18 protein-coding genes are annotated in these 20,629 nt (G+C 71.1%); 11 read left to right on the top strand and 7 right to left on the bottom strand.

The annotated features are described in order from the left end of the window. Window positions 1-35: 35 nt before the first annotated feature. Both ACFFJC_RS19955 and ACFFJC_RS19950 read right to left on the bottom strand, forming a co-directional pair. Complete coding sequence (locus tag ACFFJC_RS19955; protein WP_379489136.1) at window positions 36-818, bottom strand: universal stress protein; 783 nt, start codon at window positions 816-818, stop codon at window positions 36-38. A gap of 114 nt (window positions 819-932) precedes the next feature. After that, window positions 933-1,811 (bottom strand): LysR family transcriptional regulator, encoded by an 879-nt coding sequence (locus tag ACFFJC_RS19950; RefSeq protein ID WP_379489135.1) that lies wholly within the window; start codon window positions 1,809-1,811, stop codon window positions 933-935. Window positions 1,812-1,920: 109 nt separating this feature from the next. On the opposite strand from ACFFJC_RS19950, the gene ACFFJC_RS19945 reads away from it, so the two are divergent. The 6 genes from ACFFJC_RS19945 to ACFFJC_RS19920 all read left to right on the top strand — a co-directional run bounded on the left by ACFFJC_RS19945 (window position 1,921) and on the right by ACFFJC_RS19920 (window position 6,284). Then, a complete protein-coding gene (locus tag ACFFJC_RS19945; protein ID WP_379489134.1) occupies window positions 1,921-2,628 on the top strand; it encodes a CoA transferase subunit A in 708 nt (235 codons plus the stop codon). Beyond that, on the top strand, window positions 2,628-3,263 hold the full coding sequence (locus ACFFJC_RS19940; protein ID WP_379489133.1) for a CoA transferase subunit B: 636 nt from the start codon (window positions 2,628-2,630) through the stop codon (window positions 3,261-3,263). Before ACFFJC_RS19945 ends, ACFFJC_RS19940 begins: the two co-directional genes overlap by 1 nt. Window positions 3,264-3,309: 46 nt before the next feature. Further along, window positions 3,310-3,996 carry a glutathione S-transferase family protein gene (locus ACFFJC_RS19935; protein WP_379489132.1) on the top strand — a complete coding sequence of 229 codons (687 nt, stop codon included), beginning with the start codon at window positions 3,310-3,312 and terminating at the stop codon, window positions 3,994-3,996. Window positions 3,997-4,000: 4 nt separating this feature from the next. After that, a complete protein-coding gene (locus ACFFJC_RS19930; protein ID WP_379489131.1) occupies window positions 4,001-4,990 on the top strand; it encodes an NAD-dependent epimerase/dehydratase family protein in 990 nt (329 codons plus the stop codon). 30 nt (window positions 4,991-5,020) lie between these two features. Next, on the top strand, window positions 5,021-5,566 hold the full coding sequence (locus ACFFJC_RS19925) for a glutathione peroxidase (protein ID WP_379489130.1): 546 nt from the start codon (window positions 5,021-5,023) through the stop codon (window positions 5,564-5,566). A gap of 355 nt (window positions 5,567-5,921) precedes the next feature. Beyond that, on the top strand, window positions 5,922-6,284 hold the full coding sequence (locus tag ACFFJC_RS19920) for a hypothetical protein (protein WP_379489129.1): 363 nt from the start codon (window positions 5,922-5,924) through the stop codon (window positions 6,282-6,284). Window positions 6,285-6,485: 201 nt separating this feature from the next. Here ACFFJC_RS19920 and ACFFJC_RS19915 read toward each other — a convergent pair whose 3' ends face one another. From ACFFJC_RS19915 to ACFFJC_RS19905, 3 genes are all read right to left on the bottom strand, one after another. Continuing rightward, window positions 6,486-9,368: a CHAT domain-containing tetratricopeptide repeat protein gene (locus ACFFJC_RS19915; protein WP_379489128.1), complete on the bottom strand. Its 2,883-nt coding sequence runs from the start codon at window positions 9,366-9,368 to the stop codon at window positions 6,486-6,488. A gap of 193 nt (window positions 9,369-9,561) precedes the next feature. Next, window positions 9,562-10,413: a sulfurtransferase gene (locus tag ACFFJC_RS19910; RefSeq protein WP_379489127.1), complete on the bottom strand. Its 852-nt coding sequence runs from the start codon at window positions 10,411-10,413 to the stop codon at window positions 9,562-9,564. A 77-nt stretch (window positions 10,414-10,490) separates the two neighbouring features. Next, on the bottom strand, window positions 10,491-11,615 hold the full coding sequence (locus ACFFJC_RS19905; RefSeq protein ID WP_379489126.1) for a hypothetical protein: 1,125 nt from the start codon (window positions 11,613-11,615) through the stop codon (window positions 10,491-10,493). Window positions 11,616-11,672: 57 nt separating this feature from the next. On the opposite strand from ACFFJC_RS19905, the gene ACFFJC_RS19900 reads away from it, so the two are divergent. The 3 genes from ACFFJC_RS19900 to ACFFJC_RS19890 all read left to right on the top strand — a co-directional run bounded on the left by ACFFJC_RS19900 (window position 11,673) and on the right by ACFFJC_RS19890 (window position 15,206). Next, a complete protein-coding gene (locus tag ACFFJC_RS19900) occupies window positions 11,673-12,776 on the top strand; it encodes an AraC family transcriptional regulator (RefSeq protein ID WP_379489125.1) in 1,104 nt (367 codons plus the stop codon). Between the two features lie 107 nt (window positions 12,777-12,883). After that, window positions 12,884-14,083 (top strand): amidohydrolase family protein, encoded by a 1,200-nt coding sequence (locus ACFFJC_RS19895; protein WP_379489124.1) that lies wholly within the window; start codon window positions 12,884-12,886, stop codon window positions 14,081-14,083. Window positions 14,084-14,456: 373 nt separating this feature from the next. Further along, complete coding sequence (locus ACFFJC_RS19890) at window positions 14,457-15,206, top strand: SDR family NAD(P)-dependent oxidoreductase (RefSeq protein WP_379489123.1); 750 nt, start codon at window positions 14,457-14,459, stop codon at window positions 15,204-15,206. A gap of 78 nt (window positions 15,207-15,284) precedes the next feature. Here the strand turns inward: ACFFJC_RS19890 and ppa are convergent, their stop codons facing one another. Both ppa and ACFFJC_RS19880 read right to left on the bottom strand, forming a co-directional pair. After that, window positions 15,285-15,848, bottom strand: coding sequence for an inorganic diphosphatase (gene ppa, locus ACFFJC_RS19885; protein ID WP_379489122.1), 564 nt, complete (start codon window positions 15,846-15,848; stop codon window positions 15,285-15,287). A 175-nt stretch (window positions 15,849-16,023) separates the two neighbouring features. Continuing rightward, entirely contained in the window at window positions 16,024-17,964 is a 1,941-nt protein-coding gene (locus ACFFJC_RS19880) for a M61 family metallopeptidase (RefSeq protein WP_379489121.1), read from the bottom strand. 147 nt (window positions 17,965-18,111) lie between these two features. Between ACFFJC_RS19880 and hisS the strand changes: the two genes are divergently transcribed. Both hisS and prfA read left to right on the top strand, forming a co-directional pair. Then, the gene (gene hisS, locus ACFFJC_RS19875) at window positions 18,112-19,356 is read left to right on the top strand and encodes a histidine--tRNA ligase (protein WP_379489120.1); all 1,245 of its coding nucleotides are present in this window, start codon (window positions 18,112-18,114) and stop codon (window positions 19,354-19,356) included. Between the two features lie 142 nt (window positions 19,357-19,498). Beyond that, window positions 19,499-20,569: a peptide chain release factor 1 gene (gene prfA, locus ACFFJC_RS19870; RefSeq protein WP_379489119.1), complete on the top strand. Its 1,071-nt coding sequence runs from the start codon at window positions 19,499-19,501 to the stop codon at window positions 20,567-20,569. Window positions 20,570-20,629 lie beyond the last annotated feature (60 nt).

Here is a 20,629-nt window from a genome sequence, read left to right as displayed (position 1 = left end):
CTGCCATCATCTTCTGGTGCAATTGAGTCCGGAGCCTAGTGCGCCAGCAGCACGGCGGGGACGTCGCCGTCGTCGTCGAGGAAGTGCGCGGTCACCCCGCCGAACAGGAACTCGCGCATCCGGCTCTTGCCGTAGGCGCCCATGACCAGCAGTTCGGCATGGGCATCCGCGACGGCACGGGCGAGCGTCTTCTCAGTCGAGTCCTGCCGCTCGTGCTCCTCGAACTCGGCGCCTACGCCGTGGCGTGACAGGTAGCGCAGCGCGTCGGCGGCAGGGAAGCCGCCCTTCTTCTCGGTGACGCAGACCACCCGCACCGACTGGCAGCTCGCCAGCAGCGGCACCGCCGCGCGCAGCGCCGCCGCCGCCTGCTCGCCGCCGTCCCAGGCGACCACCGCGCGCCGCACGGGCAGCGCCAGCACCTCGTCGCCGAGCGCCAGCACGGGCGCGCGCGTGCTCAGCGCCAGATCGCCCGCCAGCCGCCCCTTGCGCGAGACGATCACGAGATCCGCCAGCCGCGCCGCGTAGGCGAGCGCCGTCACCGGTTCCTCCTCCGAGCGCAGGACCTCGAACCCGACGCCGGTGCGGCGCAGCTTGTCCTCGACCATGGCGGCCGCCTGGTCGTCGTCCTCGCGCGCCTTCTCCAGCGCTTCGGACATGACGTAGTTGCCGCCAACCGGATCCATCGCGATGTAGCGGGCAACCGGGGTGTCGACGAGGACGGTGAGGTGACCTCCGGCCCGCCGCGCGATGGCGACCGCCGTGTCGATCCGGATATCGTTGTCCGCCTTGCGGTCGGCATAGACGAGAATCGAGCGCATCGTGTTTCTCCCTCTGACCGGCCGCTTATAGCGCATCGCGCGATAGGCTTCATGACCGGGATCAAACATGCCTCACGCCAAGGCAACGAGCGGGGCCCCGCTGGGTTGCGGGGCTCAGCCCGCATCCTCGATCGTCAGCCGCGCCGCCCGGTCGAACAGGTCGAGGATCACCGGGTCGCGCTCGCGCGTGCGGATCGCCGCCTCGAAGTGGACGTGCGGGCGCGGGCGGGGGAGGATCTCGTGCAGGGTGCCGGCGGCCAGGCAGTCGCGCACCATGGTCTGCGGCAGCACCGCGGCGCCGGTGCCGCTGGCGACGATCTCGATCAAGGTGCGCACGTTGTTGCAGGTGTGCAGCGCGCGAGGCACGATGCCGTGGGCGTCGAGGCCCTCGTGCGTGATGGCGTGGAGCGGCGAGTGGTCGGGCAGCGACCAGACCGGGAGGTCGCCCGCCCGCGCCTGGTCCGTCGTCACCTGCGCGCCGGCGGCCCACACCAGCTCGACCGAGCCGATCGGTGCGGTGCGCATGCCGGGGCTGGCGACCGGACCGGCCAGGAACACGATGTCGCGCGTGCCTGCCAGCAGCTCCTGGAGCAGCGGGGCGGTGAGGTCGATGGCGATCTCCATGGCAACGCCCGGGCGCTCCCGCTCGATGGCCTGGATGAAGGCGGGCAGGCAGGTCGCCGCCGCGATCTCGCCCGCACCGATGCGGACCGACCCGGTCGCCCCGGCGAAGTCGCTCGCCTCCAGCAGCACCTGCTCGAGCCCGTGGTAGAGCGGCCCGCTTGCCTGCACCAGCCGCCGCCCGCGCGCCGAGAGCACCATCCGCCGTCCGTCGCGCTGGAACAGGGGAACCCCCAGTTGCTCCTCGATCTCGCGCACGCGGGCCGAGATCGCGGGCTGCGTGGTGTTCAGCCGCTGCGCCGCGGCGGCGAACGTGCCGAGCCGGTCGATCCACATCAGGGTCTCGAGATGGAACAGGGCGATACGCTTCATGGGCTTTGGCCGATAAGCCTCGTCTATCGGAACCGATAAACAACAATCGCTATTCGTGATGGAAGAACCTGTCTAGCTTCCCCGCCGAACCGGAGGAGGATTTGCCTCGATGAAGAAGATCTATCCCAGCGCCGAAGCCGCGCTCGACGGCGTGCTGCGGGACGGCCTGCTGATCGCCAGCGGCGGCTTCGGCCTTTGCGGCATTCCCGAGCGGCTGCTCGACGCGATCCGCGATTCGGGAGTGAAGGACCTGACCTTCGCCTCGAACAACGCCGGCATCGACAACGAGGGCATCGGCAAGCTGCTGCGGACCAAGCAGGTGAAGAAGATGATCTCGTCCTACGTGGGCGAGAACAAGGAGTTCGAGCGGCAGTTCCTCTCGGGCGAGCTGGAGGTCGAGTTCTGCCCCCAGGGCACCCTGGCCGAGCGCATGCGCGCGGGCGGCGCGGGCATCCCCGGCTTCTACACCAAGACGGGCGTCGGCACCCAGGTGGCCGAGGGCAAGGAAGTGAAGGTCTTCCGCGGCGAGGAATACATCCTGGAGGAAGGCATCTTCGCCGACCTGTCGGTGGTGAAGGCGTGGAAGGCGGACGAGACGGGCAACGTCGTGTTCCGCAAGACCGCGCGCAACTTCAACGTGCCCGCCGCCACCTGCGGCAAGGTCTGCGTGGTGGAAGTGGAGGAGATCGTGCCGGTGGGCAGCCTCGACCCGGACGGCATCCACCTGCCCGGCGTCTTCGTCCAGCGCATCGTGCTGGGTGCGCCCTACGACAAGAAGATCGAGTTCATGACGACGCGCGAAAGGGAGACCGCGTAATGGCCTGGAACCGGAACGAGATGGCTGCCCGTGCGGCCAGGGAGCTTCAGGACGGGTTCTACGTGAACCTTGGCATCGGCATCCCGACGCTCGTCGCCAACTACGTGCCCGAGGACATCACCGTCACCCTGCAGAGCGAGAACGGCATGCTCGGCATCGGACCGTTCCCCTATGCGGACGAGGTCGACCCCGACCTCATCAACGCCGGCAAGCAGACCATCAGCGAACTGCCCCACTCGGCCTACTTCGACAGTGCGACCAGCTTCGGCATGATCCGCGGCGGGCACATCGACCTGACCGTCCTCGGCGCGATGGAAGTGGCCGAGAACGGGGACATCGCCAACTGGATGATCCCGGGCAAGATGATCAAGGGCATGGGCGGCGCCATGGACCTCGTCGCCGGGGTCAAGAAGATCATCGTGGTGATGGAGCACACCTCCAAGAACGGCGATCCCAAGTTCATCCCCGCCTGCACCCTGCCGCTGACCGGGCGCAACGTGGTGGACATGGTCATCACCGATCTCGCGGTGTTCCAGCGGCCGGACCACGAGAGCCCGTTCAGGCTGGTCGAGATGGCACCCGGGGTCACCGCGGAGGAGATCGCGGCCAAGACGACGGCCCACTACCTGAGCTGAGGCGCATGGGGCGCCCATGCCGCGGCGCCCGGGCGGAGGAGACGCGATGACCTACACGCTGATCACGGCCAACCGGAACTATTCGAGCTGGTCGCTGCGCCCCTGGGTGCTGATGAAGGCGCTGGGCATCGCCTTCGAGGACAAGCTCGAGCCGTTCACCCTGCCGGTGAACTACGAGGCCTTCCGCAGCTTCTCGCCCACCGGGCAGGTCCCGGTGCTCATCGACGGCGCGCGCACGGTCTGGGATTCGCTCGGCATCGTGCTCCATCTCTCGGAGCGGCACGAAGGCGTCTGGCCCGGCGAGGCGGCTGCGCGCGCCTTCGCCCAGAGCGCGACTTGCGAGATGCACGCGGGCTTCCCGACCCTGCGCCGCGATTGCACGATGAACGTGGGGGTCCGCGTCCGCCCCCGGCCGCTGAGCGGGCCGCTGGTGCGCGAGGTCTTCCGCCTGCGCGAACTGTTCGAGGAAGGGCTGGACCGTTTCGGCGGCCCGTGGCTGGCCGGCCCGGCCTTTACCGCGATCGATGCGTTCTATGCCCCGGTCGCCTTCCGCATCCGCACGTATGGCCTCGAGGTCGGGAAGGGCCAGGCCTGGGTCGATGCGATGCTCGCCCACCCGGCCATGCAGCAGTGGGAGGAGGAGGCCCTGGCGGAGACCTGGCGCGAGGAAAGCCACGAGGCCGAGCTGGCCCAGGCGGGCGAGATCCTCGCCGACCATCGCCGCGGCGCCTGAGGCGATGCGCGTCCTGCTGACCGGCTCCTCCGGCTGGCTCGGCCGACACCTGGCGCCGCTGCTGGAGGCGGGCGGCCATGCGGTGACCGGGCTCGACGTGGTGCCGGGCGCCGCGACCGCGATCGTCGGCTCGGTCGCCGACCGCGCGCTGGTCGACCAGGTCTTCGCGCATCACGGGATCGAGGCGGTGATCCACGCGGGCGCGCTGCACAAGCCGGACATCGCCCGCTTTCCGCGCCAGGCGTTCGTGGCCGTCAACGTGACCGGCACGCTCAACCTGCTGGAAGCCGCGGCGGCGGCGGGGCACCGGCGCTTCGTCTTCACCTCCACCACCTCGCTGATGGTGCGCGACGACGTGCGGGCGGGGGCCGGCCCGGCGGGCGCCTGGTGGATGGACGAGGACTTCGGCCCGGTCGCGCCGCGCAACGTCTACGGCATCACCAAGCGCACCGGGGAGGAGATGTGCCGCCTCGTCTCGCGCGAAAGCGGGATGGCCGTGGCGATCCTGCGCACCGGCCGCTTCTTCCCCGAGGACGACGACACCCAGGCGGTCCCCTCGGGACCGAACCTCAAGGCCAACGAATTCCTCCATCGCCGGCTGACGGTGGAGGACGCCGCTCGCGCGCACCTGGCCGCGCTGGAGCGGATCGCAGGGTGCGAGACCTTCGTCCTGTCCGCGCCGCCGCCGTTCACGCGCGACGATGCGGCCGCGCTGGCCAAGGACGCGCGAACGGTCATCCGGCGCCGCCTGCCCGAGGCGGAAGCGCTCTATGCCCGCGCCGGCTGGATCCTGCCCGAGCGGATCGAGCGCGTCTACGACCCGGCGAAGGCCGAGCGCCTGCTCGGCTGGCGGGCCCGCACCGACTTCGCGGCGATCCTGGCTGCCTTGCGCGACGGGCGGCCGATGCCCTTCGCGCACGACCCCGGCTGGACGTCGCCGGTGCTGGGCGCGGGTGGCGCAGAGCCTTGCCGGGACACCGGCACCACCGCATAACCTGCGCGCAACTTACTGGGAGATTCTCGAATGGCCGACCTCGCCTCCATCCCGCTCACCCGCATCGACGGCAAGCCCGACACCCTGGCCGCGCATGCCGGCAAGGTCCTGCTGGTAGTCAACGTCGCGTCCAAGTGCGGCCTAACGCCGCAGTACGAAGGGCTCGAAGCGCTGTACAAGGCGCACAAGGACGCCGGTTTCGAAGTGCTGGGCTTCCCCGCCAACGACTTCGGCGCGCAGGAGCCCGGAACGCACGAGGAAATCGCGGAGTTCTGCTCGGTGAACTACGGCGTCTCGTTCCCGCTCTTCGCCAAGGCCGACGTGACGGGGGAGAGCAAGCAGCCGCTCTACGCCGCGCTGACCGAGGCGGTGCCGACCAAGCAGGGCGACGTCGACGGCATGAAGGAACGCTTCCGCGGCTATGGCATGACCCCGAACGAGGATCCCGAGGTGCTCTGGAACTTCGAGAAGTTCCTGATCGGCCGCGACGGCGCGGTCGCCGGCCGCTTCGCCCCGGGCACCGCGCCCGACGATCCGCTGCTGGTCGGCGCGATCGAGGCCGAACTGGCGAAGTGACGCCCCCGGCCCCGGCGGCGTGCCGGGGCCTTCCGCCCCTCGCTCCCTGCCACTGCGGTTAGGGCCTCGGAATCTAGACTCGCAGAGAGGATGGCGGGAATCGCGCCATCCTCCCCCTTGGGGAGGGAAACCATGCGAAGCATGGTGGAGGGGCACGGCCGTTTTGCGTGACCTTGACCGGCAGGAGGTTCTGCTGTGGGCCAACGCGATGGCACGCAAACCGAGGGTGCCCCTCCACCACCCTGCGGGTGGTCCCCCTCCCCGTTCCGGGGAGGATGGCTACGACGGCTTCCGCCCCGTTGCGGACTTTTAGGTTAATGGTTAGCCTTAGGACAATGTTCGCAGGCTGACACGCATGACCACATTCGAAATCTTAATCGGACTAAGCATTATCGTACTTGCAGCTGCGGGATTCACAGTCAGCGTTCGTCGAAACAACAGAGCTATTGAAGCCTTTGAAGACGAAGAATGCAATCAACTTAGACTGTGTTCAGCAGATTGGCGGTTGCCTCATATCAAGAAGAAACTCGCTAAACTCGGCTGGCAACTCATCACGACTGAAAGCCAGTCGAAAGGACATGTGAACGCCTTGTTTGAGCGGACGAGTAATGAGGCTGCACTGCCCATCAGGGAAGTTCTGAAACAGCTCAATCGCACTGGTCACTTAAGTGCGGGTCCGTTGACGCTCAGAAGAGAAGAACGCCATCCACCGTTCTGAGTGGACTTCCGCTCACCAGCCACATCAAACCTCATCGACCCGCTCGGCCTGAGCTTGTCGAAGGCCCTGAGGCGTGGCGCGGGGCACCCGGTGCTTCGACAAGCTCGGCATGAGCGGGACGGGTGGACCGCAGCGCAGCTTTCCACCCATCTCTCTCATGCAGTTCCGGGGTAGGAGCGGCCGTCGGGGCCTGCGAGCCCGTCAGTCGCCGATCAGCACGAACGGCGCCCAGGTGGCCGGGTGCGCCCCGCCGGGCACGGCGGGGTCGCGCAGGACCTCCAGCTGGGCCTGGCGCAGCGCCGCCGGGCGTGACAGCCTGCGGGCGCCCTCCACGGTGCGCAGCGTGAGCCGCGCGGCGACGTCGTCGCGCACCGGCCAGTGCGAGAGCAGCAGCGCGCGCGCGCCCGCCGCGATGAAGGCGCGGGCGAGCCCGGAGTAGGTCGGCGCGTTCTCGCTGTCGCCGGCACTGGTGTCGCAGGCGGAGAGGATCACCCAGTCGGCGTCGAGGCGCAGCTGCGCCACTTCCGAGGCGGTGAGCAGCCCGTCGTCGAGTGGGCTGGGCACTTGCGGCGGCGTCATCACCAGCGCCGGCTCGACGATGCCGCGCAGCGATCCGCCGACGAGGCCGTGGGTCGCAAAGGCGACCACCCGGGCGCCTTCGAGCGGGGTCTGCTTGAGCATCGTCTCGGTCGCCTGCGCTCCGACCAGCAACCGGCTCGCCCCGTCGAAGCGACTGGCCATCGCCTGCAGCTCGCGGGCGGCCTCGGGCAGGTCGCCCAGCTCGCGCAGCGCCGCGGGGCCAAGATCGCCCGACCGGACCCGCCCCGCGGAGCGCATGGCGAGCGTGACCGGCCGGCCGAGCACCGGCGCGCCGATGCCGGCGAAGGTCGCGTGGCCGGTCCGGTCGGGACGGCGGGGAAGCGGCTCCGGGCTGATCATCACGCTCACCGCGCGGTCGCGCAGCAGCCAGGCGGTGCCGCGCAGGGCCTGCGGATCGGCGTCGTCGCCCTCGGGCGGGCGCGTCACCAGCGCCGCGAAGGGCACGGTCGAGAGGCTGCCGGGGGCAAGGATCTGCAGGTCCCGCACCGGCCCCAGCGCGCGCCGGACCGGATCGGGGAACACGAGGCGGTAGAGCTCGAAGGCGGCCTCGCGATCGAACCCGGAGCGGCCCTGGTCGAGCAGGCCGGCCTCGACCGAGGCGCGCAGCCGCTGCTGCAACGCCACCAGGCGGCGTGCCGCGACCGGCGCCTCGCCCCAGACCACCGCGTCGCGCGTGACCAGCTGGGTGACGAGCCCGGTCTCGTCGCTGCCGACGAGGAGCAGGCCCTGGCCGGGCCGCAGCCGGGCGCGGGCGTCGGCGAGCCGGGCCGGCTCCACCGCGGTCAGCGTGCGGTAGCCGGGCACCAGCGCGGCGAGGCGCGCGTCCGCATCGCGCAGCTTGCGGTCGAGCTCGGCGACCTGCCCGTCGAGATCGCGGGTCCTGCCGGCGTCCGCGGCGATCATCGCCTGGTCGCGCGCGCGGCGCAGCTGCCGGGACTGCGCCGCCAGCGCGAGATAGCCGCGGATCGCCTCGCGCGCCTGGGGTCCATAATCGTCCTGGAGCACGGCGAGCGAGGAGAACGCGCTCTGCAGGTCGCCCAGGTTCGCCATCTGCAGCGCATCGAAGCCGTCCGCCGGCGCGCCGCTGCGCAGGGCGATGCGGGCCAGCTGCATGAACGCGGCGCGGAACTCGAAGGCCATGGCGACGACGTCGAGCCGGGCGGTGGCGCGGTCGAGCAGGCGTGTGCGCAGCGGGGCGAGCTCGGAGCGCAGCAGCGCCAGCCCGGCGGCAGGGCGGCCGTGCTCTGCCTCCATGCGGGCCGCAAGCCCCGCGGCGCTGATCCGGCGCCGGTTCCCGGGCGCGGTGCTGCGCATCAGGCCGGCGCGGGCATGGGCGAGGAGCGGGACCGCCTCGGCCTCCCGCCCCGCGTCGAACAGGATCGAGGCGAGATTGTACTCGGCGCCGAGCACCGCGGGGTCCTCGGGCGAGGTGGAGGTGCGGCGCGCGATCGCGAGCGCCTTCTCGCGCAGCGCCAGCGCCTTGGCCGGATCGCCCTCCCAGGTCGCCATGCGGGCCTGCTGGCCGACCATCGTGGCGAGCGCGTTGGCCTGGATGCGGTCGGGGTTGGCCTCGAAGATCGCGACCGCCCGGTCGTAGAGCGGGCCCGCCTCGGTCCGCATGCCGGCGTTGTCGAGCGCGTAGGCGAGCGTGTGGAGCGACATCGCCAGTTGCGGGCTGTCGGGCGGCAGGATCGCGCGGCGCTTCTCCAGCGTCGCGCGCAGGATCGGGATCGCCTGGGCGTACTGGCCCGCCTCCGACAGGATCGCGCCGAGCTGCTGCGCGGTGCTGACCCGCAGCCGGTGGTTCTCGGGCAGGCGCGCTTCGGCCCAGGAGGCGGTCTCGCGGGCGGTGACCACGGCGGTCTCGGCGTCGGAGACGTTGAGCTGCAGCGCGGCCAGGCTGATCCCGTACTCGGCCGGGGCGTCCAGGTCCTCCCCCGTGGCGAGCGCGTGGGCGCGGGCGATCGCCAGCGCCTCGACCACCTTGGGGATCGCCTCGGGCTGCCGCCCCCGCTGGTAGTCCAGCAGCGCGAGGTTGTAGAGCGCCTCGGCGTATTCGGGGCTCTCCCGCCCGGCGAGGCGCACCGCCAGGTCGAGCGCACGGCGGGTATAGCCCTCCGCCTCGTCCAGCTGGCCGAGCGCGCCGAGCTCGGAGCCGATGTGGAGCAGCAGGCCGGCGCGGTCGGGGGTGAGCGGCGCCTTGCGGGCCTCCAGCCCGGCGTCGACCGCGCGGAACAGCGCCAGCGCTTCCGCGTTGCGGGCGAGCGAGGACAGCGCGCGGGCGCGGACGGCGCGGGCATAGAGCAGGTCGATGGGGTCGGTCCGGGGGTCCTGCGCCGCCCGTGCGAGGACCGCGTCGACGTGGCGCAGCGCCGCCTGGGGATCGCCGCGAGTGTCGTAGCCGCGAAGCTCGCGCAGTTCCGCTCCGGCGGCTGTGCTGCCCGGCGCCGCCGCCTCGGCGCCGGGCAGCACAGCCGCCGGCACTGCCCCTCCCCACACGGCCGTCGACAAAGCGATCGCCCACAAGGCCTTGCGCATTCCGATACCTATCCCCGCCGGCGGCCACGTGGCCCGTGACCTGCGCCAAGGTGCGAAGAAGAAACGCTTCTTACGCCCGACGCAACGCACAAGTGCTGTCATGATTGGCCATGCGCCGGGCACGACGGCGACGCGGCGCTCAGTCGTCCCCGGTCGCCACCGGACGCGCGGGATCGGCGATCCATTCGCTCCAGGAGCCCGGATAGAGCCGCCCGGCTGGCAGGCCCGCGATCGCCATGGCCAGCGCGTTGTGGCAAGCGGTCACGCCCGAGCCGCACTGGAGGATCGCGGGCCGGCCCTGCAGCAGGGGCGCGAACGCGGCGGCCAGCGCATCGGCGGCGCGGAAGCGGCCATCGGGGCCCAGGTTGTCGCGGAAGAAGCGGTTGCGCGCGCCGGGGATGTGGCCGGCCACGGGGTCGAGCGGGTTGGGCGCGCCGGCGAAGCGCGCAGGATCGCGCGCGTCGAGCACCTGCCCGGCGCCGCCGTCGATGTTGGCGACGACCTCCGCCGCGGTGACCGGGGCGGGGACCAGCGCGGGGCCCGGCTCGAAGTCGCCCGGCGCGGCGGGCGGGGGCGGTCCGGCTTCCAGCGGAAGCCCCGCCTCGACCCAGGCCTGCCGCCCGCCGTCGAGCACGGCGACCGGTGCGTGGCCCAGCCAGCGCAGCAGCCACCAGGCGCGCGCGGCCCAGGCGCCGCCGCTGGCATCGTAGGCGACGACCTGCCGGCCGTTGCGCAGCCCCTGCGTGCGCAGCCACGCCGCCAGCGCCACGCGGGCGGGAAGCGGGTGGCGGCCGTTGCGCCCGTCCGGCGGGGCGGCGAAGTCATGGTCGAGATGGGCGTAGCGCGCGCCGGGGATGTGCCCCTCCGCGTAGGCGGCGCGGCCGGCGTCGGGATCGGCCAGGTCGAAGCTGCAGTCGAGCACCAGCACCGGCGTGCCCGAGCCGAGCAGGTCCCTGAGCGCGTCGACGCCGATCAGCGTTTCGTAAGTCATCGGTTTCCCCCGCACTGTCGTCCCCCCGGACCGCGGCAGGATAGGCGGGCGGAGCGGGGCTGTCGATGCGGCCCGGCTCAGGCGTCGCTCGCCGCGGCGCACCATGCGCCGAACTGGTGGATGCGCTGCCACAGCAGCGCGCGGGTTCCCGCCATGTTGTGGACGTGCCCCATGCGCGGGCAGACGAAGAGATCGACGCTGCGCGCCGAGGCATAGGCGCGCGGCTCGCCGCGCGGGTCGGGGACGAGGTCGCGCACTCCCATGGCGGCGAGCACGGGGACGGTCACCGCCGCGGCCTCCGCGGCGACGATGCCCGGGGTCAGCGTGGAGCGCGCCGCCCGCTGCGGGGTGCGCCGCGCATACCAGGGCGGGGAGGGCGCCTGGGGGTCGCCGCCGCGGGCGATGCCCTCGTAATGGGCGAGGTCCTGCTCGACCACGGAGGCCGGCACGTCGTCGTAGTGGAAGCCCCAGGCGACGGCTTCCCAAGCCGCATGCCCGCTCGCTCCGCCGGCGTGGGCGGCGGCGTGGGCAGTGGCGAGGGCGGCGGCGTTGAGCGGCTCGCGGCAGTCCTCCAGGCGGGCATCGCGCGGATACCAGGCGACCACCACGGGGGCGCCGCCGGGCGGGGTGGCGGGGTGCGCGTGGACCGCGCTGAACCCGAGCACGCCGATCCCGTCGAAGCTGCCGTGGCGGGCCTGCTGGTAGATCAGCAGCGCACCGCCCAGCGACTGGCCGAGCCCGATCACGCAGGCGCCGCCGACCGGCGGGTAGCCGGGTGCGAGTAGGCCGTTGGCGAGCCGCAGCACGATCTCCTCCTGCGCGGCGTGCGCGGCGGCGGCGAGCACGGCATAGCCGAGGTCCTCCGGGTCGATGCCGCCGGCGCCGTCGCAGCCCAGCCAGTCGAGCGCGGCGAAGATCCAGCCGCGCCCGGCGTGGAAGGCGGCTTGCGCCCCGCTGCCGGCGCCGGGCAGGTTGCAGGTATAGTAGCCGCGCGCGTAGCTGCTGCTGGGCATGGCGACGCAGACCACAGGGCGCTCCGGCAGCGCGGCGGGGTCGGGCAGGACGAGCGTGGCGGAGATCGCGGCGGCGACGCCCAGCCCGACCGCATCGCTGACGTCGATGGTGATCTCGACCTGCCGCACGCCTTCTTCCGATCCTCTCCCGTCGCGGCGGTTGTCGCGCGGATTGACCCCGCTCGGCAATCCCATATCCTCGCCCGGACATGACCGATCGTCCGGAGGATCGGCAGGGAGGGAGCGATGCCCGCAGCGGCCCAGAACGCAAGGCACAGCCTGTCGGAGCTGCTGGCACAGGTGCGCCTCGCGGGCCGGACCTGGTGTTACGGGGATTTCGGCGCGCACGCCGGCTGCGCGGTCGCGGGCGGCGATGCGGTCTTCGTCCACGCAGTGGTCCACGGCCAGATCCGCGTTGCCTGCACCGGCGGGGCGCTGGCCCAGCTCGGGCCGGGAGAGATCGCCTTCGTCCTCTCGGGAGAGGCCCACGCGCTGCGGACCGCGCCCGGCGCCGCGGCGCAGCCGCACGAGACGCTGCGGCAGGAGAACCCGGTCGACGTGCCCCCGGTCCAGGCGTTCGGCGAGGGGCGGGTGGCCGCGCGCGTGCTCAGCGCCCGGCTCGCGGCGTCCTGGCCCGGCGGCGTCGCGCGCGCCTCGCTGCCGTCGCTGCTGGTCCCGCGCGCCGCGCCGCTCGCGCCCGATGGCATGGCGCTGGCGGGCATCGGCGCGGGCGCGGCGGCGCTGCTGACGCGGCTGGCGGAGGCGCTGCTCGTCGCCGGCCTGCGCGCCGATCCGGCCTGCCGGCGCATCCTCTCCAGCGAGAAGCGCGACCCGGTGGACGAAGCGCTGCACCTCATTGCCGCCAGCCCGGCGCACCCCTGGACGGTGGAATCGCTCGCCCGCGCGGTGGGGATGGGGCGCTCCAACTTCGCCGCGCACTTCACCGCCGGCGTCGGCAAGGCGCCGATGGAGGTTGTCGCCGCCCGGCGGATGGAGCATGCGGCGATGCTCCTGCGGCAGGGTCGCATGAAGATCGCCGAGATCGCCGAGCTGGCGGGCTACGGGTCGGAGGCGGCGTTCAGCCGGCGCTTCAGCCGCCACTTCGGGGTGAGTCCCAGCCAGATGCGCGAGGCCACGCGCCTCGCCCGCGCCGAGGCCGCGTCGCCGCCCGCCTTCCGCGCCCTGCTGGCCGGCGCCCGCAGCCGCGCCGCCGCGCGCGAGGGGGCGGCCGGGGGCGACGGTGAGGGCGAGGGCGAGGGCGGGGGCAGCGGCGGGAGCGGGGGCGCGGCCGAACCGGCCCCCCCGCTCCCCCCGGGCCACGTCTTCCTCGCCGGCAGCCGCCGCGACTGACCCGGCGGGCGCTGGACGATCGGTCAAGGCGGATGGAGGCGCGGGGCTTCTCCGGCGCCGGGACCTGCGCGAGCAAGGGGGCCACACGCAGGAAACGGGAGAACACCATGGCCACCGCCGCCCTCGACCGGCCCTCCACCCGGAGTGCCTACACGGTCATCGACGCCGACACGCACCTGACCGAGCCGCACGACATGTGGACCCGCCGCGCACCGGCCTCGATCCGCCACCGGGTGCCGCAGGTGAAGATGCTCAACGGCCAGCGCTGCTGGGTGATCGACGGCGACAAGTCGATCGGCACCGGCGCGCACCCCAACAGCGCGATCCTCAAGGACGGCGGCAAGGTGCGCGTGCTCGACGACTTCCTCAAGCTCCAGTTCGAGGACGTCCACGTCGGCTCCTCCTCGCTCGGGGAGCGGCTGCAGGTAATGGACGAGTGCGGGATCTTCGCGCAGATCGTCTATCCCAACATCCTGGGGTTCGGCGGGCAGGCGGCGGCGAAGGTGGATGCCGACCTCCGGCTCGCGTGCGTCCGGATCTACAACGATGCCGTGGCCGAGATGCAGGCGGACTCCAACGGCCGCTTCTTCCCGATGGCCCTGCTGCCCTGGTGGGACGTGAAGCTCTCTATCGCGGAGACCGAGCGCTGCGCCGCGATGGGCCTGCGCGGCATCAACATCAACTCCGACCCGCACCTCGTCGCGCTCGACGGCGAGACGATCCCGGACCTTGCGCACGAGCACTGGTACCCGCTGTGGGAAGCTTGCGAGGGGCTGGAGATGCCGGTGAACTTCCACATCGGCGCCTCGGAAACCTCGATCGACTGGATGGGGCAGCAGGGCTGGCCCTCGCTGACGCGCGACCTGCGTTCGGGCATCTCGGGCGCGATGCTGTTCTTCAACAACGGCAAGGTGGTGGCGAACCTGATCTACTCGGGGCTTCTCGACCGCTTCCGCAAGCTCAAGTTCGTCTCGGTGGAGAGCGGGATCGGCTGGGTGCCGTTCATGATGGAGGCGCTCGACTACCAGCTCGTCGAGATCGCCGAGGGGCGCAGCTTCGAGAAGAAGCCGAGCGAGTACTTCCAGAGCAACTTCTACGCCTGCTTCTGGTTCGAGACCGGCCAGAACGCCGCCGACATGGTGCGCAAGGTGGGCGTCGACAACGTGCTGTTCGAGACCGACTTCCCGCACCCCACCGGGCTCTACCCGATCGAGAACCTGGAGGGCCGCATGGGCGACCTGACGCACGCGGAGAAGGCCAAGGTCCTCGGCGGCAACGCGGCGAAGCTCTACCGCATCCCGGTGTGAGGCGCGGGTCGGGCATCGGCGCCTCGGGATGCCGGGCCGGTCATGGCGTGGAGACCCTCGCGCCTTGCCGCGGGGCCTTCGACAGGCTCAGGCTGAGCGGGGTGGAGAGGGGGCTGGCAGGGGCGGGCTGGCTGCGCCTCGCATCTCCTTGCCCATTCGCCCGCAGCTCCACATCCCCGCTCCCTCCACCAAACCCGCTCATGCTGAGCTTGTCGAAGCATGAGGACTCTCGCGAGGAAGCCTTCGTAGCGACCTCAGCCCCCTACCCCCACGTCGCCCGGGCGGATTCTGCCGGCCGGCGTGTGCAGCCGCTTCCGCTTGCGCGCGCCGCGGGTAAGCCTGAGGGCCAGACGATCCCCGGGAGAGACCGCGAATGACTTACAGAGTTGCCATCGTCACCGGCGCCGCGGCCGGCATCGGCGCCGCCTGCTCGAAGCGCCTGGCGCAGGACGGCATCGCCGTGGGCGTGCTCGACCTCGACGAGGCGCGCTGCGCGGACACGGTGCAGGCGATCAAGGATGCCGGCGGCACCGCGCTGGCGCTGGGCTGCGACGTGTCGAACCGCGCGCAGGCCGCCGTCGCCGTCGCGAAGTGCCGCGACGCGCTGGGCCCGATCTCGATCCTGGTGAACAACGCCGGCGTGACCGACTTCACCCCGTTCGAGGAGCTGACCGACGAGCGCTGGGACATGGTCTACGCGATCAACGTGCGCGGGCCGATGATCTTGAGCCAGCTGGTGCTCAAGGACATGAAGGACGCGGGCTGGGGCCGCATCGTCAACATCTCGTCCTCCTCGGCGCAGACGGGCGCGATCAACATGATCTGCTATTCCTCGTCGAAGGGCGCGGTGGTGACCATGACGCGCTCGATGGCGCAGGAGTTCGGGCCCTACGGCATCACCGTCAACAACATCCCGCCCGGCTCGGTCATGGGCACGATCATGTCGGAGGCGAACCGCGAGCGCTTCCAGATCCCGACCGAGGTGCTGCTCCAGACGGTGCCGGTGCGCCGCCTCGGCGAGCCCGACGACATCGCCAACGCCTGCGCCTGGCTGTGCCACGAGGCTTCGGGCTACGTCACCGGCCAGACCATCGGCGTCAACGGCGGGCGCGTGGTGACCTGACCCGCAAACAGAAAAGGGCCGGCAGCCTGCGCTGCCGGCCCTTTTCGAACTTGGCGCAAAGCCCGCGAGGGCTTCGCGTCAGGCGTTTTCAGCCTTCTCGGCCTTCTCGGCCTTGTCCGCCTGGTAGCGCTCGATCGCCTCGACCACAATGCGGCGCGCGTCCTCGGCGCCGCCCCAGGTCCCGACGCGCACCCACTTCTCCTTCTCGAGATCCTTGTAGTGGGTGAAGAAGTGCTCGACCTGCTTGAAGACGATCTCGGGAAGGTCGTCCTTCTCGTTCACGTTCGAGTAGTACGGGAAGGTCGAATCCACCGGCACGCACAGCAGCTTCTCGTCGCCGCCATGCTCGTCCTCGAGGTTGAGCACCGCGATCGGGCGCGCGCGCACGACGCAGCCCGGGATGAAGGGCGAGCGCGCGACGACCAGCGCGTCGAGCGGGTCGCCGTCGGGCGAGAGGGTGTGCGGCACGAAGCCGTAGTTGGCGGGATAGCGCATCGGCGTGTGCAGGATGCGGTCCACGAAGAGCGCGCCCGAAGCCTTGTCGAACTCGTACTTCACCGGCTCGCCGCCCACCGGAACTTCGATGACGACGTTGAGGCTTTCCGGCGGATTGTCGCCAACGGGGATCATGTCGATGCGCATAATGGTCCTTCTTTACTGGCGCTGCCAAGTCGTGCCCTGCGATCACGATGAGCGGGGACTTAGCCTTGGCCTTATTGCGTCGCAACAATCAATTCGGATCGCCACAAATTCATCGCGCTAGGCGCTGCCGGACGCGCGGCGGGCCCGTCCGCGACGGGACGCCGCCGCGCGGCGGTCACTTGCCGCGCGGCGCCAGCAGGCGGTCGAGCCCGCCGGTCTTGCCGGGCGTGGCGCTTTCCAGCCAGGGATGGCGCAGGCCGCCGTGATAGTCGATCGAGACCGTCTGGTAGCGTTCGCCGCGCTTGACCAGCAGGCTGATCGGCGCCTTGGCCGACTTGGCGGCGGTGATCGCATCCTTCATCACGTCGTCGGCGTAGGCGCGCCCGTTCACCGCGACCATCTTGGTCCCGTTCACCACGCCCGCGTCGTAGGCGGGGCCGTCCCACAAGGTGGAGATGACATCGCCATCCTTGTTGAGCGTCATGCCCAGCGAGTAGGTGAGGTCCAGCGTCTTGCGCGCATCCGCGATGCCCTTCTCGTAGACGTTGGGCTCTTCCTTCCACACCAGCTTGTAGCCGGCCATGGCGATGCCCTTGAGCGGCGCCGGCTGGTTGGTGGCGTAGATCCGGGTGCGCAGGAAGGTGGCCCAATCGTAGGCGTAGATGCCGTTGAGCGTGCGCACGACCTCGTCGAAGTCGTAGGTCACCTCGCCCCAGTCGCCGTCGCGCACGCCGAAGAAGGCCCGGGCGAAATCGTCCAGGCCCTGGGCGCCGCGGGTGCCCTCGCGGATGATCTGGTCCGCTTCGAGCCAGGTCAGCGCACCTTCCACGTAGTAGTCCTCACCGCGGGTGAGCGAGGAGTAGGGCAGCGGGCGGCGCAGGTTGAGCTGCGGCGCGTTCACGGTGTCCTCGACCGAGCGCCAGCCGCGGCCCGGCGTGCCTTCGGCGTACTTGCCCGCCGCGGTGGCGAACATCGCCATCACCATGTCGCGCGACTGCACGCCCGAGCGGGCCGCCAGCACGTAGCCCCAGAACTGGGTCTGCCCTTCGTAGACCCACAATAGCGTGTTCTGCATCGGCTGCTGGTAGTCGGGCGTCCACAGGTCGGCGGGGCGGCGGAACTTGCCGTTCCAGCTATGGACGAACTCGTGCGGGACGACGTTGCGATCCCAGTCCATGTCGTCCCAGTCGGTCCAGGCCTTGGGCTCCATCTGGTTCTCGCTCGAGCGGTGGTGCTCCAGCCCGATGCCGCCCATGCGGTCGGTCAGCGCCAGCAGAAAGTCGTAGTGGTCGAAGTGCCGCGCGCCGAAGGTGGCGAGCGATTCGGTGACCAGCCGGCGGTAGCTCTGCAGGTTCTCCGGCTTGATCGCGAGCAGGTCCGGTTCGTCGGCCACCACGTCCATGAACACGCCCTGGCCCAGATCCCAGCGCTGCGCGTGGACGCCGGCGAAGATCGGCGAATCGACCAGGCGCTCGTAGTCGGTCGCGGTCCAGGTGAGCGTGTCGCCCGAGCGCGCCAGGCCGTCGAGCGCGGTGTACACGGTCCAGCCCTTCGGGAAGGTCACGGTCGGCTTCACGGTGATGCCGCGGGTGTAGTAGCCCGCCGGGTAGAGGCTCATCTTCTCCCACTGGAGGTTGAGCATCTCCTGCGTCATCGTGACGCGGCCTTCGCTGCTCTGCAGCGGCGAGGTGTGGACGAACCGGGCGGTGACCTGCTTGGTCCCCTCCGGCAGCGCCAGGCGGAAGGCGTTGACCGCCACGGTGTCGCGCACCCAGGCGATCTCCTTGCCGTCGGCGAAGAAGTGGATGTCCGCCAGCAGCGCGTAGGGCCCGGTCTCCGAGTGGTTGCCCGGCAGCCAGCCCGGCTGCAGCAGGATCAGCTCGCGCGTCCCGGCCGCCACCGGGAAGCTCTGCGTCACGCGGTAGACGCCGCGGGCGATGTCGCTGGCGTCGATCTTGAGCGCCACGGTGCCGGCATAAGGCACGTCCTGCGCCACGGGCACCGCGGGCGGCAGCGGCGGCGCCATCGGCGTGGTCCGCGCCGGGTCCTGCGCCAGGGCAGAAGTGGACAGGAGAAGGGAGGCTAGGAGGGTCGCACCCGGGATCGTCTTTGTCATTGGCGGTTTCTTTGCGCCTGGAAACGCGTTTGGCAACCTCTGACACATTCCAGCCCGAGCCGTCTCGCCGCGCGCGGACGGCGCCAGGTCGGGTGGCTGTGGCCCGCGCTTGTGGAGACACGCCCAATCGCGCTAAGCGCGCGCGTCATGAACACCACACCACAGGCCATCCGCGGAACCCAGGACATCTTCGGCGCCGAAGCCGAGGCTTTCGCGCATGTCGTCGAGACGTTCGAGCGGGTCCGCCGCCTCTATCGCTTCCGCCGGGTCGAGATGCCGGTCTTCGAGAAGACCGCGGTGTTCTCGCGCTCGCTGGGCGAGACCACCGACGTCGTCTCCAAGGAGATGTACTCGTTCGAGGATCGCGGCGGCGAATCGCTGACCCTGCGGCCCGAGTTCACCGCCGGCATCGCCCGTGCCTACCTGACCGACGGTTGGAAGCAGTACGCGCCGCTCAAGGTCGCGACCCACGGCCCGCTGTTCCGCTACGAGCGGCCGCAGAAGGGACGCTACCGCCAGTTCCACCAGATCGACGCGGAAGTGATCGGCGCCGCCGAGCCGCTCGCCGACGTCGAGCTGCTGGTGATGGCCGACCAGCTGCTCAAGGAGCTGGGCATCGCGCAAGGCGTCACGCTCCAGCTCAACACGCTGGGTGACGCCGACAGCCGCGAGGCCTGGCGCGCCGCGCTGGTCGAGTATTTCCGCGACCACCGCGCCTCGCTTTCGGAGGATTCGCAGGACCGGCTGGAGCGCAATCCGCTGCGCATCCTCGATTCCAAGGACCCGCGCGACAAGCCCTTCACCGCCGATGCCCCCCGGATCGACGATTTCCTCTCGGGCGCGGCGCAGGACTTCTTCGGCGCGGTGACGCAAGGGCTGGCGGCGGCGGCGGTCGACTTCGTCCGCGCCCCGGCGCTCGTGCGCGGGCTGGACTACTACCGCCACACCGCCTTCGAATTCGTGACGGACCGGCTCGGTGCGCAGGGGACCGTGCTCGGCGGCGGGCGCTACGACGGGCTGATGGTCGCGCTCGGCGGGCCCGAGACCCCGGCGGTCGGCTGGGCGGCGGGGATCGAGCGGCTGGCGATGCTGGTGGCGGACGCCGGCGGTGCCGCGGAAGCCCCGCTCACCGCGATCCTCGCGGTCGAGGACGACGGGGCGCTGGGCTTCGCGGTCCGGGTCCTGACCGCGCTGCGCCACCAGGGCATCGACGCCGAGATGATCGCCACCGGATCGCCGCGCAAGCGCTTCGACAAGGCTGTGAAGCTCGGCGCCCGGGTGCTGGTCTCGTTCGGCATGAAGGACGGCGCTCCCACCGCCAACCTGCGCGCGGGCGAGACGACGGCGGAACGGCTCGCGGTCGAGCAGGTCCTGGTGACGATCCAGCCGTGATCGCCCGATCGCCACAGTTTCGCCGGGGGCTCCGACAGGCTCGGCCTGAGCGGGGTTGGTGTCCGGCTGCGATGGACGGCGGGCAGATGTCTTCTGTTCCCGCCCGGGCTGAGCGCCTTGCAGCCCCGGAAGGCCCCCGCTGATGGCGATCTCCGACGCGCGCCTGGCGCAGATGGCTGCGCGCCTCGCCGAGCTGGAAGCGCGCCTGGCCTCGGGCACGCTGGAGGGGGACGCCTTCGTCGCCGCCAGCCGTGACTATGCCGAGCTCGAGCCGGTCGCGCGCGTGGCCGCCGACGTCGCGGCGATGCGCGGGGAGCTCGAATCGCTCCAGGCTCTGGAGGACCCCGATCCGGACATGCGCGCGCTGGCGGCGGAGGAAGCGGCCCGCCTCAAGGCCGAGCTGCCCGGCGCCGAGCGCCGCCTCGCCATCGCCATGCTCCCGCGCGACGCGGCCGACGTGCGGCCGGCGATGCTGGAAATCCGCGCCGGCACCGGCGGCGACGAGGCCGCGCTGTTCGCCGCCGACCTCTACCGCATGTACGAGCGCTATGCCGCCGAGCAGGGCTGGCGGGTGGAGATGGTCAGCGCCAACGCCAGCGAGATCGGCGGCTTCAAGGAAGTGGTCGCCAACGTCTCGGGCTCGGGCGTGTTCGCCAAGCTCAAGTTCGAGAGCGGCGTCCACCGCGTCCAGCGCGTGCCGGTGACCGAGAGCGGCGGGCGCATCCACACCTCCGCGGCGACCGTCGCGGTGCTGCCCGAGCCGAGCGAGGTGGACGTGCAGATCGAGGACAAGGACCTCAAGATCGACATCTACCGCGCGTCCGGTGCGGGCGGGCAGCACGTCAACACCACCGATTCGGCGGTGCGCATCACCCACCTGCCGACCAACCTGGTGGTCACCTGCCAGGACGAGCGCAGCCAGCACAAGAACAAGGCCAAGGCGATGCAGGTCCTGCGCGCGCGGCTCTACGAGAAGATGCGCGACGAGGCCCAGGGCGCCGAGGCCGAAGCGCGCAAGGCGATGGTCGGCTCGGGCGATCGCTCCGAGCGCATCCGCACCTACAACTTCCCGCAGGGGCGGGTGACCGACCACCGCATCAACCTGACGCTGCATCGCCTGCCCGAAGTGCTCGAAGGGCCCGGACTGGCCGAACTGGTCGACGCGCTGATCGCCGAAGACGAGGCCAAGCGCCTGGCGGCGATGGACGGCTGAGGAGGTGGTCCCCAGGCCCGCTTGTCGCCGGCCAAAGAAGGCTGCAAGCAGCATAAATTA

This window comes from Novosphingobium soli (assembly GCF_042432915.1).
Lineage (GTDB): Bacteria > Pseudomonadota > Alphaproteobacteria > Sphingomonadales > Sphingomonadaceae > Novosphingobium > Novosphingobium soli.
The sequence above is the reverse complement of the archived record's forward strand: the minus strand, read 5'-3'. Positions and strand labels throughout refer to the sequence as shown.

Coding starts and splice junctions, on each gene's coding strand:
- ACFFJC_RS19955 (WP_379489136.1), bottom strand. CDS start 818: ATGCGCTCGATTCTCGTCTATGCCGACCGCAAGGCGGACAACGATATC.
- ACFFJC_RS19950 (WP_379489135.1), bottom strand. CDS start 1,811: ATGAAGCGTATCGCCCTGTTCCATCTCGAGACCCTGATGTGGATCGAC.
- ACFFJC_RS19945 (WP_379489134.1), top strand. CDS start 1,921: ATGAAGAAGATCTATCCCAGCGCCGAAGCCGCGCTCGACGGCGTGCTG.
- ACFFJC_RS19940 (WP_379489133.1), top strand. CDS start 2,628: ATGGCCTGGAACCGGAACGAGATGGCTGCCCGTGCGGCCAGGGAGCTT.
- ACFFJC_RS19935 (WP_379489132.1), top strand. CDS start 3,310: ATGACCTACACGCTGATCACGGCCAACCGGAACTATTCGAGCTGGTCG.
- ACFFJC_RS19930 (WP_379489131.1), top strand. CDS start 4,001: ATGCGCGTCCTGCTGACCGGCTCCTCCGGCTGGCTCGGCCGACACCTG.
- ACFFJC_RS19925 (WP_379489130.1), top strand. CDS start 5,021: ATGGCCGACCTCGCCTCCATCCCGCTCACCCGCATCGACGGCAAGCCC.
- ACFFJC_RS19920 (WP_379489129.1), top strand. CDS start 5,922: ATGACCACATTCGAAATCTTAATCGGACTAAGCATTATCGTACTTGCA.
- ACFFJC_RS19910 (WP_379489127.1), bottom strand. CDS start 10,413: ATGACTTACGAAACGCTGATCGGCGTCGACGCGCTCAGGGACCTGCTC.
- ACFFJC_RS19900 (WP_379489125.1), top strand. CDS start 11,673: ATGCCCGCAGCGGCCCAGAACGCAAGGCACAGCCTGTCGGAGCTGCTG.
- ACFFJC_RS19895 (WP_379489124.1), top strand. CDS start 12,884: ATGGCCACCGCCGCCCTCGACCGGCCCTCCACCCGGAGTGCCTACACG.
- ACFFJC_RS19890 (WP_379489123.1), top strand. CDS start 14,457: ATGACTTACAGAGTTGCCATCGTCACCGGCGCCGCGGCCGGCATCGGC.
- ppa (WP_379489122.1), bottom strand. CDS start 15,848: ATGCGCATCGACATGATCCCCGTTGGCGACAATCCGCCGGAAAGCCTC.
- ACFFJC_RS19880 (WP_379489121.1), bottom strand. CDS start 17,964: ATGACAAAGACGATCCCGGGTGCGACCCTCCTAGCCTCCCTTCTCCTG.
- hisS (WP_379489120.1), top strand. CDS start 18,112: ATGAACACCACACCACAGGCCATCCGCGGAACCCAGGACATCTTCGGC.
- prfA (WP_379489119.1), top strand. CDS start 19,499: ATGGCGATCTCCGACGCGCGCCTGGCGCAGATGGCTGCGCGCCTCGCC.